Below are 13,752 nucleotides of genomic sequence, written 5' to 3'. Positions count from 1 at the left end.
GGACCACGGGCAGCGTCCCGTGGTCCTCCGCCGGTTCCGCGCGGTGCCGCCGGCGACGGGTCAGCTGGCGCGCAGCGGCGCGAGCGCGTTGGCCCACCTGACGACCTGGTCGAAGGTGGTGGCGAGGGTGTCGCGCTGGCCCTCGGCCGGCTTGAAGGTGCTGAAGTTCTCGAAGTCGGTGAAGAGCGAGAGGGCCACCTGGGAGCGGACGTCGGCCATCTGCAGCTCGCCGGCGATCAGGCGCAGGTGCTCCACGGCGCGGGTGCCGCCGGTCGAGCCGTAGCTGACGAAGCCGACGGCCTTGTCGACCCACTCGGCGTGCAGGAAGTCGATGGCGTTCTTCAGCGCACCGGGCACGGAGTGGTTGTACTCGGGGGTGACGATGACGAAGCCGTCGAAGGACGCGATCTTCTGCGCCCAGGCGTGGGTGTGCGGCTGGGAGTACTGGCCCATCGCCGCCGGGTACGCCTCGTCGAGCAGCGGCAGCTTGTAGTCCACCAGGTCCACGAGCTCGAACTCGGCGTCGGTGCGCTGCGCGGCGATCTCGTGCACCCAGCGGGCCACGGCCTCGCCGTTGCGGCCGGGGCGGGTGCTGCCGAGGATGATGCCGATCCTGGTCATGGGCGCCTCTGTTTCCTTCGTCTTGAACAGCTTGAACATATGCTTGCCTCATCAAGTAGATGCTTGCGAAAGGAAAGTACGTCGGATGTGCTTGATGCGTCAAGCAAGTACTTGGTTCGGACGGTGTGACGCCTGGTGCTCACTGACCCGCTGGCACGGCCGCGGCCCCGGACGCGGTCGACGCGCCGGGGGCGTGGCCGTTCGTGCTCGGCCATTCCTGGAGCGGATCAGTGATCACCGGGGCGCGCCGAGCGCGGCACCTGGCTTGCCGCGCGGTCCTCGTGCCCGATGCCGGTCGTGCGAGCGCGGGCGGTCCGGGCGGAGCATCGCCCCCGCCGCGGGAAGCGATTCTCCCCGGGCCCGGCGTCCTCCATGGCGACCGTGCCGAGCCGTGGCGGCCCCCTCTCGTCGTCGCACCGGTGAAGGAACCGCCGGCCGCCAACGGCGTCCCGGCGCGGCCGAGTCGCCGAGGGCACCGGCACCCGCTGCGCCGCGCTCGACCTCGGCCTGCCGCCACGGAGCCGCACCGGGCCGCTCAACTCCCGTGCCCTGTACGCGCTCCGGCATGTCGGGGGAGAATACGCAAGCGAGGCGATCGGACAGGTGAGGCGATCTCCTTCCATCGCCGGCTCTCCAGGAAAGCAGGTCGACCGCCGTGCTCCTGCATCTGCCCACCTCTGTGACCGAGGCCCAGGAGTGCATGGCCCGGGATGCGGTGCCGATCGGCGGGGCGACGCTCGTGTGGGCCGGCTGGCAGCGCGACGGCTTCCCCGAACACGCCATGTCACTGCGGGAGTTGCCCGAGGCCAACGCCATCGAACGGGAGGCACTGGGCGCGGCGGTGGTACTGCACCGGATCGACGACCGCGTGCCGGAGGCACTGCGACGGGCGGCCGCGAGTGTCGGCACGGGAGCCGTTCGCCGGACGGCCACCGTCGGCGGCAATCTCGTCGGCAGCGCCCTGCGCTGCCTGCTGCCCGCCGCACTCGTCCTCGACGCCCGCGCCGTCACCCTGGAACCGGACGGGACCTACGAGACCGGCCTGTCCGACGCCCTCGGCAAGCGCCACCTGCTGCTCGGCATCCGCTGGCGCGAACCGGTCACCAGCGGCTACCACAAGCAGCCCGCCGAAGCGGGTGGCCCGCCACCCCTCGTCGTGGCCACCGCGGTGCACGCCGACACCGCCGGGCGGACCCACCTCCGCGTCGCCGTCCGCGACGGCTACGACGTCCTGACCGCGACCACCCCGTGCGGCACCGACCCCGAACAGGCCCTCCACGCGCTGGAACCGACCGGGATCGGCTCGCTGCCCCCGGCGGCCCGGGACGTCGTCCGCCGACAGGTCTGCGACATCGTCACCCGGCCCGCCGGCGGCTGAGGCCGCGACGGCCGCGTCCTGACGCCGCATGGGCGGCCGGTCGAGGTTCTCGGCGTACACGATCCAGCGTTCCACGACGTCCAGCAGCAGCACGCCGGTGGCGGCCAGGAGCGGCACGCAGCGGTGCCCGGCTCCGTACGGCTGCCCTTGCGGGTGGTCTGCGTCCGGATGCTCTGACAGAAGTCGTCGCCGCAGCCGCACGCGCCCAGCCGACGCAGATCGTGTGCCCGGATGGCGAGGGGCAACCGGGCCGGTGGCGGCGCGCGACGGCGTTTCCCGCACCTCGCCGACCGGGCGATCCGGGATCGGAGCCGACGCCGCGTCGGACGTCGCTACAGTGCCTGCATGACGCAGAGCTGGAGCCCGACCGGGGGCGGGGTCATGAGGTTTCCCTCGGGCGTGCTGGTGCGGGGCCGGGGGCTGCGTCGTCCGCTGCCGTCCGGGCCGGCGCCGGCCTTCGCCGTGTACTTGCTCGGGAAGCGGCCTCCGCCGACCGCGTGGGACGCCCGGTGGTTGGGCTGGCCCGATTTCTGGCTGCCCCGGGACCCGGGGGAAGCGCGGGAGGTGCTGCGGGAGGCCCTGAGCCGGGCGGCGCACGAACGCGTCGAGATCGCCTGCGGGGGTGGGTACGGCCGGACGGGAACGGCCCTGGCGTGCATGGCGGTCCTCGACGGAGTGCCGGCCGGCCAGGCCGTGGCGTACGTCCGCCGGCACTACGACCGCCGCGCGGTGGAGACCCCCTGGCAACGCCGGTTCGTACGGCGCTTCCCGGACCTGTGACGGACGAGCCGTCCCGGTCTGGTGCGGCGCCTGCGTACGGTGTCAGTGTGAGGGCATGAAGTACGTGGCGCTGATGTACGCCGATCCCGCGGCGACCGAGGCGATGTCGGCGGCCCAGCGCGCCGAGGTGGTCCGCCGGCACGAAGCGCTCCACCAGGACCTGGCGGGCACCGGTGAGATGCTGAACGGAGCCGGGCCGGCCTACCCGAAGGACACCACGACGATCCGGTGGCGGGGGGACGGATCGGGATCGGCCGCGACGGACGGGCCGTTCACGGGAGCGGCCGAGCAGCCGACCGCCTACTACGTGATCGAATGCGCGAGCCCGGAGCGGGCGCGGGAGATCGCCCCACGGGTCGTGGACTTCCACGTCGTGGCGGTCGAAGTGCGGGCCGTCCACGACGCGTTCGGCATGGACGCGGGCTGCTGTGTAGCGGGTTCCCGGGACCGCGACGCCGCTCCTGCCCTGCCCGTTGTGCCGTGCCCCCTCCAGCACCGTCCCGGCCGGCGAACTCCCGAGGCGCGACGCCTCACTGAACGCGCACGGAAGCACCTGCCCGATGGAGAACGTGGGATTGCGAACTCGCAGGTTTCCGAGCCGGGCAGGTGCTCCGCGGTCGATGCGTCCGCTCGATGCGTCCCGTCGGTGCGTCCGGTGGTGACGTCCGTCCGGAACGGCCGGCGGAGCGCCTTGCTTGCCGTCAAAACCCTATCCCGCACGTATGGCGCCCGCACCCGGGCGAGGGGTGAGCGCAATGTGCCGGTCCGCCCGCCTCAGCCTCATTGGCCCCGCCCGCCTCAATGACCCCAGAGGCACCGGGCGTGTCCCCGCAGGTCAGGGGCCGATCGCGGCCGCGGTGAGGGCGGTGGCGGTCTGCAGGCCGACGACAGCGTGCAGGGGGTACGGGGCGGGTGCGGTGGCCCGCAGGTCCTTGTCCCAGCTCTCGAACGCCTCGGTCGGCACGGTGCGTTCGGCCCCCGTGAAGGCCGGGCGGGAGTTCAGGGGCACGGGCACCGTCGCGGTGGCGCGCAGCAGCATGCCGGCGGCGCGCAGGGGGAGGCATGCCGCGCCGTCGGCCGCGGCCGCGTACTGGTCGCGGGTGACCGGCCCCGCGGCCATGGTGCGCCACAGTTCCGCGCATGAGGCGGCGGCCTTCAGGGTGTCGGCGGCGGCGTCGGTGAACACCGCAGCGTCGCCGGGCAGATGGGGGAGCGCGCGGTCCAGGAGCTCCTCAAGGAGGTGGCAGCGCTCGTGCAGCAAGGCGGCGGTCCGCCGCATCAGCTCCGGGTAGCCGGGGGTGCCCGGGCCGGTGGACGGGGCGGGCAGCGTGCGGGCCGGCCACAGCGGTACTTCGGGCATGACACCGATCGCACCCGGCGGGAGGTGGTGCAGACTGCTCGCGCCGTGCGAGGGCCCGTCGGCGCCGGGCGGGGTGATGACGAGTTCGCCGACCGGCGGCATGACATGGACGGCGGGCCCGTCCTTGGCCCAGCCGATGGTGTCGATCCCCTCGTGGCCCAGTGGGATCCGGTGCCGGGCGGCGGCGTCGCGCAGCGCCCCGGAGAGGGCGGGGTGCGGGCGGTTCACCACGAAGAACGCGCCGCCGAAGTCCGCGTTGTGCAGGTCGACGTAGACCTCGGGGCGTACCGCGGTCAGGAGTTCGTGCAGGATCGTGGTCTCCGGCAGCGGGCGGGAGAAACCGGGCGCGGGGAACGTCCACTCCGGCTGGGCCGCCAGCGGCGGCCGGTAGAAGTGCCGGTGGTAGGCGGTCAGGTCCAACGGCATCCCGGTCCACGGGTTGAGGGCGGCACCGTCCGGGTCGATGCAGCCCACCAGGTGCCAGGTGCAGCCGATGCCGCTGGTCAGGTTGTCGCCGCGGGTCAGGAGGCGGGCGAGGGCGAGGACCGTCAGGTGGCCGGCGGGTTCGTTGGGATGCGGACCGCCGACGACCACCACGTGCCGGGGGCCGCCGGGGACGATCAGCATCGTCACGGGGCGGCCGCCGCGCGACAGGCCGAGCCGCTCCAGACGGCAACGGGGGTGGGTGGCGGCGATACGGGCGAGTTCGTCATCGACCTCCCCCGGCGACGGGAACGCGTGCCGCGCGGCCCACGGCGCGAGGTCGATCCCCTCCGGTCCCGGAAGCGCTCTCATGCGACGCCTCCTCCTCCGGTGGAAATTCGGGGTCGATCGTCGGCCGGGGCGACATTCCTGTTACGAGAAGAATAGGGAGCGGGTGCTTTCCGCCGCGCATGAAACCGAGAGCGCGGTCCTGGGATTCGCGGCCCGGTCCGCTGTCGCCGTAGGCTCGGTCGATCCGGTCGGTGGTGGGCTCCGCCGTGGGGGCGCGGCCACCGGCCGTGCCCTCTCACTCCTAGCGCAGCACAAAAGAGAGTCGTGAAGAAGGCCGTACGTTTCGTTCTGCTCCACTCGACGGTGTACGCCGCCGTGCACGCCCTGCTCATCACGGCGCTCATCGTCTGCTTCACCGCCGTGACCGAGGGCTCCCCGGGGCGGTCCCCTGGGGGGAACCTGATGGCGGCGGGCTTGGCCTTCGGCATCGTCTTCGCCGGGTTCCTGTCGCTCCATGTGGGCGCCGGATTCTTCGTCCAGGTCCGGCGGGTGCGTGATCTCGGTTACGAGGTGACGCCCGCGAACGTCTCACCGCGCCAGGTGCGGACCGTGTCGGTGCGGGGCGGCAGCGCCTACGCGGCCGGGGCCGTACACAAGGTCCTCGAAGGGCTCGAAGGTGTGCGCTTCCTCGCGGAGTACCCCGGTTCGGGGCGGGTCTCGGCAGTGCGCAAGGCCCATGATGGAGAGGGCTACGCGCAGGTGATAAGAGTCACAGTCCGTTCGGCCGGTCCTTTGTCGACGGTCGAAGTACGAAGTCGTCCGCGATTTCATGGCGCGCCCGTGGATCGCGCGCAGAACCTCGTCAATGTCGAGGAAATCACCAAACTGCTCCGGCAACCGAACAGCCATAAAGCCTCGCGCCGGGCGTGACCGCGACCCGTGGGCGACGACCTTGAGTCCGGGCCGCCGCACTCGTGGACGGTGGCCGGTGCGACCCGGCGCATCCCCGCTCCGCACGGTTGCCGGTCGTGGAACGACGAGGGGCGCCCGTTCCGCGCGGGCGCCCCTCGTCGCTCAGGCTCGGTCACGCACCTGCCGCGATGCGCAGCCTGATCGTGCGGGATTCGGGCCGGAGCGCGAAGTCGGGCCATACGTCGGGCCCGCAGGCCCGTGAACCCAGGCCGTGCTGTGCCGCGTCGACGAACAGGTGACTGGTCGTCGAATCCGGCAGCTCGAAGGGGTGCGCGGCCCGTGCGACCTGCTGCGGGGTGTGGCGGCTGAGCGTGAAGCCGGGCCGGCGACCGCGCGCGTCCGGGACCGCCGTGATGCGCAGGACCCCGGTGCCGCCGCTCGACAGCGTCAGCTCCCGCACCTGGGAACGGTGCCCCGTCTCCTGCGGCCGCGCGTAGTCGACGGACAGGTCGCGAACAGTGGCGGAGAAACGCCCGGTGCGTGCCGCGCGCATGCTGTCGGGGTAGGACTCCAGCGGACCGAGGCCGAACCACTCGGCGCCGTCGACGGGAGCCGTGCCGTCGGGCAGGTCGAGACGGATCCCGATCCGCGGCCACACCGTCGACCAGCCGCGTGAGGGCTCGATCTCCACACGCAGATCGAGCTCTCCGCCCTCGAGCGTCCAGACGGTCTCCACCGTCACCGACAGCGCGGAGTCCGCCGCCGAGACCGTGGCGACGGTGCGCAGCGCCCCGTCGGCGTGCTCCACGGACACCAGCCGCGAGGTCAGCCGGTCCAGGCCGTCACGACGCCACAGCTCGGCGTGGGAGATGCCGGCGACAGTGCTGTCGCTCTCCTCGTTCTCCCCGGACGTGCCCTCGTCGTTGTCGGTGGGAGCACGGAACAGCTCCAGCCGCGGGCCCACCACGTCGCGGCCCGCGAGGCGTACGAGGGACCCGCCCTCGAACTCCGCGACACCGAGCGTCAGGGTTCCGTCGCCCGGCCGCCAGTCGGCTCGCGGCCGAACGGCGGGCGCGGGACGCGGTGCCGAACGGTCCAGCTGGGCGGTCGCGATGACATGCCCCTCGGGCGCCCAGTCGGTCTTGGCCGCCAGTTCCGCGTCGATCGTGAGCCAGGTCTCCGCGTCCCGCGCCACCGCGATCGCCGGCAGCGGCACACGCGCCGACTCGCCCGCCGCGACGACCGGCACGTCCAGCTCCCCGGAGTCCACGAGCGTCCCGTCGTGCTCGACGCGCCAGCGGAAGCGCAGGTCGGAAGTGTCGGCCGAGTGCCGCAGGTTGGTGATCGCGACGTGGTCGTTGTCGAGCGGGTCGATGCCCTCGAGCCCACCGAGCCCACCGAGCCCGTCGAGCCCGTCGAAGGTGAAGCGGACCGGCTGCACGACGGCCTTGTACTCGTGCAGGCCGGGTGTCGGGACGTCGTCGCTGAGCAGCATGCCGTCCATGACGAAGTTGCCGTCGTGCACGACCTCGCCGAAGTCGCCGCCGTACGCGTAGTAGGGCGTACCGTCCGGGGTCTTCGTCAGGACGCCGTGGTCACGCCACTCCCAGACGAAGCCGCCGTGCAGCCGCGGGTGCCGGTGCACCAGCTCCTCGTACTGGTCGAGCGCTCCGGGGCCGTTGCCCATCGCGTGCGCGTACTCGCAGAGCAGGAACGGCTTGGTGCGCTGCCGGGCTCCCTGCGCGGGGGTGCAGTTGAGCAGCGGAGCCTGCGAACCGTCGGTGCCGATCTGCTCGGTCTCGGGCACCGTGGCGTACATGCGCGAGTAGACGTCGGTGTACTCGCCGGCGTGGTCGCCCTCGTAGTGCACCGGCCGCTCGGGGTCGCGGGCGTGGACCCACGCGGACATCGCGGCGAGGTTGGAGCCGGTCCCCGCTTCGTTGCCCAGCGACCACATGACGACGCTGGGGTGGTTCTTGTCCCGTTCGACGGTGCGCTCGATGCGGTCGAGGTAGGCCGCACGCCACGCCGGGTCGTCACTGGGGTTGCCCACCCAGCCGAGTTTGTCGAAGCCGTGCGTCTCCAGGTCGCATTCGAGGACGACCCAGAAGCCGAGTTCGTCGGCGAGGTCGAGCAGCCGCGGGTGCGGCGGGTAGTGGCTGGTGCGGATCGCGTTCACGTTGAACCGCTTCATGCGGGCCAGGTCCTCGCGGGCGTGCGCCTCGTCGAAGACGCGGCCGCGCTCGGGGTGCGTCTCGTGGCGGTTCATCCCGTGGAAGACGACGCGGCGGCCGTTGACCAGGAACCGGTCGCCGCGGATCTCGACGGTGCGGAAGCCCACGCGCAGGGCGATGGTCTCCGCGGCCGTCGACACGGTCACGTCGTACAGGCGCGGCTGCTCGGCCGACCAGGGCTCCACGTCGTCGATGCCGAACCGTGCCACGTCGGCCGCCGAGGCCCAGACCTTCTCGACGCCGAGTTCGGGGACGCGCAGGGTGACCGGGAACGCCGCCGCCTCGGCGGTGATCTCGGTCTCGACCCGGCCGCGTCCACCGTCGAACCCGGTGCGCAGCCACACGTCCTCGATGCCGCCGGCCGGGCGGGCGAGGACGGTGACGTCACGGAAGATGCCCGGCAGCCACCACTGGTCCTGGTCCTCGACGTAGCTGGCGGCCGACCACTGGTGCACGCGCACGGCGATGACGTTGTCGCCAGGGCGCACGGACGAGGTCACGTCGAACTCGTGGGCCAGCCGGCTGCCGCTCGCGCCGCCGATCTCCTGGCCGTTCACCCACACCTTGAAGAGCGATTCGACACCGTCGAAGCGCAGGACGACGCGCTCGGCCCGTGACCAGTCGGCGGGGACCTCGAAGTGGCGGCGGTAGTCGCCGGTGGGGTTCTCGTCGGGGACGTGGGGCGGGTCGATCGGGAAGGGGTACTGCACGTTGGTGTAGATGGGCCGGCCGTGGGCTCCGTCGCCCTGGAGCACCCAGTGGGAGGGCACGGGGATGCTGTCCCAGCCGCCGTCGTCGAAGCCTTCGGCCGCGAAGTCCTCCGCCGCGGGCACCGTCGGCGACAGGTGGAAACGCCACGTCCCGTTCAGCGACAGAGAGGGGGCGTCGGAGTGCAGCCACGAGCGCGCCGGGCGCAGCGTTCCACGCCCTGGCGCGGTGTCCGTGACGTACGCGGAAATGGGGGAGGGCACGAGGTCACAACTCTTTCTTGCTCACAGAACGATCCGGACGCCGGAGGGGGTGCGCCGACCCCGGGTGACAGGGGCCCGGTGGCCCCGGTCACCCGGCGTGGTGCGGAGGAGGCCGCTACCGGACCACGACCGTCCGGATCTCCCAGGGGCCGAGGGGGAGTTCGAGCTCGCCCTCGGCCCGCGTCGTGGACAGCGGCCGGCCGAGCAGGTCGACCGTGGTGGCTTCGGTGAAGGTGCCGGTCACGCGCGCGGTCGCCGCCGTGTCGCTCATGGCCACCAGGCGCACCTCGGTGCCGGCACCGCGCTCGTCGCCGGTGACACGGCGGATGCCGGAGACGAGGACGTCCGTCCCCTCGACCCGCAGTCCGGTGGCGTCGGGGGGCAGCTGGCCCCCGGCGGGCGCGGTGCCCCGGGCGACCAGCACGTCGTTGCGGAACTCCTCGGCGAGCGCCACCGCGTGGGCGCCCCGCCAGCCGGTCGCCGAGGGCACGACGGCGAAGCGGTTCTCGATGCGCACACCGAGGTCCTGCGCGCCCGGTACCGGGATCTCGCTCGCCGCGGGCTCGTCGCGCAGCGGGTGGATGTTGACGCTGATCGAGCCGATCGCGCGCAGCAGGGTGATGGCGAGTTCGGAGCCGTCACCGACGAGTTCGTACTCGCTGGAGTGGTCGAGCAGGACGGTGGCGGCCCCGGCCGACACGAACTCGGTCGCGGGGAAGGTCGGGATCGGATACTCGCCCCAACCGCCCTCGGAAGTGAGCCCGCGCTCGGTGACGGCGAACTGCCCGGCGGAGGCGGAGGTGGTGGCCGGCTGCGGCAGCGGAACGTGGAAGCGCAGGCGGTGGTCGGCGGACTGGTTCAGGAAGGACGTCGAGACGCGCACGAACGGCTCGCCCGCGCGCACCTCCACCAGCGTCTCGACCGGGGTCGGAACGGTCCGCGCGCTGCGGATGTCGCGCTCCGAGGAGAGCTCGGCGGGCCACTCGTAGACGCGGGTGACGCGGATCCTCGAACGCAGCGGGCCGTCCTCGAGGAGTTCGGCGGTGACGTCCGCCGGCTCGGAGACGAGCACGTCCTGGGCCGGGGGAGCGTAGTTGTAGCTGTCGCCGCGGTCACCGCCGTCGACGAGGCGCCCGACCCCGTGCAGCACGGTGCCGTCGGCCCCGGTCACGTCCAGGGTGCCGTCGGCGGCGACCGCCACCTCGACCAGGCCGTTCGACAGGGTGCGGTCCGTGGCGGTCGCGGGGGCGTACGCCGTCGACCGCGGCGCGGTGCGCTCGCTCGGCGCGACACGGAAACCGGCCAGCCCGGAGGCGGGCACCCGCACGGGCACGAGTGCCGTCGCGCGGGCCTCCTCCAGCGTGAGCACCCGCCACTCACCGGGGTGCGCGGCGGCCGCGGCGGCGACCTCCCGGCGCAGGATCAGCAGGTCGAACGGCCCGCTGGCAGGGACCTCGGCGAGGTGGAAGACCAGCGAACCCGGGGTGAGTTCGTAGTGGTCGATCAGCCGGCCGAAGAGCTCGCGGCGGTGGATGCGGCGCAGCACCCGCTCGAGCTGCGAGGCGTCCATGCGCTCGTCGCTGAGCACCGTCGGAGCTTGGGAGATCAGCTGCACGGGGTGCGCCGAGCCGTCGGCGGCGGTCGCGACCAGATGGGTGCCCTCGGGCGGGGCCACGACATCCACCTCGGCGAGGGCGGTGCGCGGGAACGGCAGCGGGTTGGCCACCAGGTAGCCGTCGCTCGGCACCAGGGCGGCGGGCTCGGCCAGGGCCGCGTCCCGCACCGCGCGCGCGGCCTGTGCGGCCTCGGCCAGACGCGCCTCGACCTGGTCGGAGGTCTCGTCGGTGCCGGAGCCGACGACCGAGTCGTGCGCGGAGGACTCGATGATCTTGTGCCAGGCGAGCGTGAGGAACGGCGAGTCGTCCCGCCCGGACCACAGGGCGTTCACCCGCTCGGCGTGTTCGACGGTGCGCTCGGCGACGGCCATCCGCTGCTTGAGCGCGAGCCGTACGGAGAGCACGCCCGGCAGGATGTTGCCCCGCACGTGGCTGCGCAGCTCACCGGTGACGACGGCGGAGACCTCGTCGCGCACGTGCTCGCGGATGTACTCGTCGAGCGTCGCGATGGTGATCGCGCGCTCGTCGCTGGAGGCGCGCCGCAGCCAGGCCGCCAACTGCGGGTCGGGGGCGTTGTGGTCGGTGCCGGCCATCGCGAGCACCGGGTCGTTGCCCCAGCGCCCGGCAGTCATCTCCGCGTACTCGCCGAGCGCGCGCCTGATCTGGTCGGGCACCAGCAGGACGTCCAGGCCGTTGTCGTAGCCGTCGAACAGGAACTCGGTGCGCACCTCGGAGCCGTCGGGCGCGCGCCAGCGGAAGGCGTGGCCGTCGACGGAGCCGGGGACACCGCGCCACAGCGCCGCGTGCTCGATTCCCGCGCGCGCCAGGATCTGCGGCATCTGCGCGACGTGGCCGAACATGTCCGGCAGGTAGCCGATCGGCATGGAGCCGCCGAGCTCGGCCGCCGCCGCCCAGCCCATCTGCAGGTTGCGCACGATGGTCTCGCCGGAGCAGAGGAACTCGTCGAGCAGGATCAGCCACGGCCCGATGGCGAGCCGGCCGTCGGCGACCAGGGCCTTGACCCGGTCGCGGTTCTCCGGCCGCATCTCCAGGTAGTCCTCGATCGCGGCCATCTGCCCGTCGACGGTGAACCGGAAGTCCGGGTTCGATTCGGCCGTCTCCAGCACGGTGTCGAGAGCGGCGACCAGCCGGTGCCGGAACACCTGGAAGGGCTCATACCATTCCCGGTCCCAGTGGAAATGGGGTACAAAAACGGCAGAGTCGGCGGAGTTCTGCATAGCGCGGGGGACCTTCTGTTGCGGGGTGGCAGGAAAAGCAGGAACAGCAGGAACAGCGGGAACAGCGGGAATAGCGGGAACGGCAGGAACACCGGGCGATTCCCCGGAGCTGCGCCGCGAATTACTTCAGCGAGCCGGAGGCGAGCCCGGTGCGCCAGAACCGCTGGAGCAGGATGAACACGATGATCACGGGCACGATCGAGACCAGTGAGCCGGTGATCACGGATTCCTGCAGCAGAGGGGCGCGGGCGGTCTGACCGTTCCACTCGTAGAGGCCGAGGGTGATCGGGAAGAGCGACTCCTTCTGCAGCATCACCATGGGCAGGAAGAAGTTGTTCCAGATGGCCACGAACTGGAACAGGAAGATGGTCACCAGCGACGGCGCCATCAGCTTGATCGCCACCGAGAAGAACGTGCGGAACTCTCCCGCGCCGTCCAGGCGCGCCGACTCGAGGATCTCCTCGGGGACGGCGGCGGCGGTGAAGATACGGGCCAGGTAGACGCCGAACGGGCTCACGATGCTGGGCAGGAACACCGCGAGGTAGGTGTTCACGATCCCGGTCGCCGAGAAGAGCAGGAACAGCGGGAGCGCGAGCGCCGTGGTGGGAACGAGGACGCCGCCCAGAATGACGGAGAACAGGAACTCGCGGCCTCTGAACCTGAACTTGGCGAGCGCGTAGCCGCACAGTGCGGAGATCAGGGTGCCGACGGCCGCGCCCAGCACCGCGTAGATGACGCTGTTCAGGGCCCACCGGCCGAAGATGCCGTCGCTGCGGCTGAACAGGGTGCCCAGGTTGCTGAACAGGTCGAAGTGCGAGAACGCCAGTCCGTTGGTGGAGGCGAGGTCGCCCTGCGGTTTGGTCGCCGCGACGATCAGGAAGTAGATCGGCAGCAGGAAGTAGATCGCCAGGAGGAACATCAACGCCATGACGGCCGTGCGGCTGACGCGGCTCTCGCGGATCAGGGTCTGGTTGCTCACAGTCCCGCCTTCTTCGAGGTGAGTCGCATGAACCCGAAGCTCAACACGAAGGTGATGACGGCGATGACCACGGAGATCGCCGCAGCCTGCTGGTAGTTGTTCCCGGAGGCCACCGCGTAGGCGAGCATGTTCGGCGTGTACGTGCTGGAGATGTTGGACGAGATCTGACGCAGCACGGCCGGCTCCGCGTAGAGCTGCAGGGTGCCGATGATGGAGAAGACCGTGGTCAGGATGATCGACGGGGCGATGATCGGGACCTTGATCTTCCACGCGATCGCCCAGTTGCTCGCGCCGTCGAGCTTGGCGGCCTCGTAGAGCTCCTGCGGGATCGACTGCAGTGCCGAGTACATGATCAGCATGTTGTAGCCGGTCCACAGCCAGGTGGAGACGTTCGCCGCCGACCACAGCACCGCGCCCGGGCCGAGGAAGTCGGGCTGCAGGCCGATGCCCTTCAGCGCGTCCACGAGCGGGCTGAGCTGTGGGGAGTACAGGTACGACCACATGATCGCGGCGATGACGCCGGGCACCGCGTACGGCATGAACGCCGTGATGCGGAAGAACGACTTGAGCTTCAGCAGTGGGGTGTCGAGCAGCAGAGCCATGATCAGGGCGACGAAGAGCATGACCGGCACCTGCACGACGCCGAAGAGCCCGATGCGCCCGATGCTGTTCCAGAACTCCGTGTTCTGGAAGACCTGCACGTACTGCTCGAAGCCGCCGAAGGTCGTGTACGACGTGCCGTACTGGCCCCCGGTGCGGCGCACGACCAGGAAGCTCTGCCAGACCGCGTAGCCGACCGGCACCAGGTAGAAGAGCACGAACGGGAGGAAGAACGGGGTGAGGAACGCGATGATGGTGCCCGCGCGGGGGCCGCCGCCGTTGAGACGACGACGGCCCCCTCCGGCCGCCACCACGCGCGTCGCGCGGGTCGCGATATCAGTCATGCCGC

The 13,752-nt window shown here is 71.7% G+C and carries 10 protein-coding genes; 4 read left to right on the top strand and 6 right to left on the bottom strand.

Annotated elements, in window-relative coordinates:
- Positions 1 to 60 precede the first annotated feature (60 nt).
- The gene (locus PV364_RS09445; RefSeq protein WP_319659321.1) at positions 61 to 621 is read right to left on the bottom strand and encodes an NAD(P)H-dependent oxidoreductase; all 561 of its coding nucleotides are present in this window, start codon (positions 619 to 621) and stop codon (positions 61 to 63) included.
- A gap of 655 nt (positions 622 to 1,276) precedes the next feature.
- Between PV364_RS09445 and PV364_RS09440 the strand changes: the two genes are divergently transcribed.
- From PV364_RS09440 to PV364_RS09430, 3 genes are all read left to right on the top strand, one after another.
- Positions 1,277 to 1,999, top strand: a complete 723-nt coding sequence (locus tag PV364_RS09440) for an FAD binding domain-containing protein (RefSeq protein WP_319659320.1) — start codon at positions 1,277 to 1,279, stop codon at positions 1,997 to 1,999.
- Between the two features lie 345 nt (positions 2,000 to 2,344).
- Complete coding sequence (locus PV364_RS09435; protein ID WP_319659319.1) at positions 2,345 to 2,779, top strand: protein-tyrosine phosphatase family protein; 435 nt, start codon at positions 2,345 to 2,347, stop codon at positions 2,777 to 2,779.
- A gap of 55 nt (positions 2,780 to 2,834) precedes the next feature.
- Positions 2,835 to 3,584: a YciI family protein gene (locus PV364_RS09430; RefSeq protein ID WP_319659318.1), complete on the top strand. Its 750-nt coding sequence runs from the start codon at positions 2,835 to 2,837 to the stop codon at positions 3,582 to 3,584.
- 30 nt (positions 3,585 to 3,614) lie between these two features.
- Here PV364_RS09430 and PV364_RS09425 read toward each other — a convergent pair whose 3' ends face one another.
- Positions 3,615 to 4,934: a M14 family zinc carboxypeptidase gene (locus PV364_RS09425; RefSeq protein ID WP_319659317.1), complete on the bottom strand. Its 1,320-nt coding sequence runs from the start codon at positions 4,932 to 4,934 to the stop codon at positions 3,615 to 3,617.
- Positions 4,935 to 5,177: 243 nt separating this feature from the next.
- Here PV364_RS09425 and PV364_RS09420 point away from each other — a divergent pair, with 243 nt between their 5' ends.
- On the top strand, positions 5,178 to 5,783 hold the full coding sequence (locus PV364_RS09420; protein WP_319659316.1) for a hypothetical protein: 606 nt from the start codon (positions 5,178 to 5,180) through the stop codon (positions 5,781 to 5,783).
- A 154-nt stretch (positions 5,784 to 5,937) separates the two neighbouring features.
- Here PV364_RS09420 and PV364_RS09415 read toward each other — a convergent pair whose 3' ends face one another.
- The 4 genes from PV364_RS09415 to PV364_RS09400 all read right to left on the bottom strand — a co-directional run bounded on the left by PV364_RS09415 (position 5,938) and on the right by PV364_RS09400 (position 13,747).
- Entirely contained in the window at positions 5,938 to 8,970 is a 3,033-nt protein-coding gene (locus PV364_RS09415; protein WP_319659315.1) for a glycoside hydrolase family 2 TIM barrel-domain containing protein, read from the bottom strand.
- 115 nt (positions 8,971 to 9,085) lie between these two features.
- Complete coding sequence (locus PV364_RS09410; protein ID WP_319659314.1) at positions 9,086 to 11,824, bottom strand: glycoside hydrolase family 38 C-terminal domain-containing protein; 2,739 nt, start codon at positions 11,822 to 11,824, stop codon at positions 9,086 to 9,088.
- Between the two features lie 121 nt (positions 11,825 to 11,945).
- Positions 11,946 to 12,803 (bottom strand): carbohydrate ABC transporter permease, encoded by an 858-nt coding sequence (locus PV364_RS09405; RefSeq protein WP_319659313.1) that lies wholly within the window; start codon positions 12,801 to 12,803, stop codon positions 11,946 to 11,948.
- Positions 12,800 to 13,747, bottom strand: a complete 948-nt coding sequence (locus PV364_RS09400) for a sugar ABC transporter permease (RefSeq protein WP_319659312.1) — start codon at positions 13,745 to 13,747, stop codon at positions 12,800 to 12,802. The genes PV364_RS09405 and PV364_RS09400 overlap by 4 nt, the downstream gene beginning before the upstream one ends.
- Positions 13,748 to 13,752: the final 5 nt, after the last annotated feature.

Origin of the sequence: Streptomyces sp. MI02-7b, assembly GCF_033793585.1 — a bacterium.
Taxonomy (GTDB): Bacteria; Actinomycetota; Actinomycetes; order Streptomycetales; family Streptomycetaceae; genus Actinacidiphila.
Note: the sequence above shows the minus strand (reverse complement) of the source record. Positions and strands in the feature narration are given on the sequence as shown.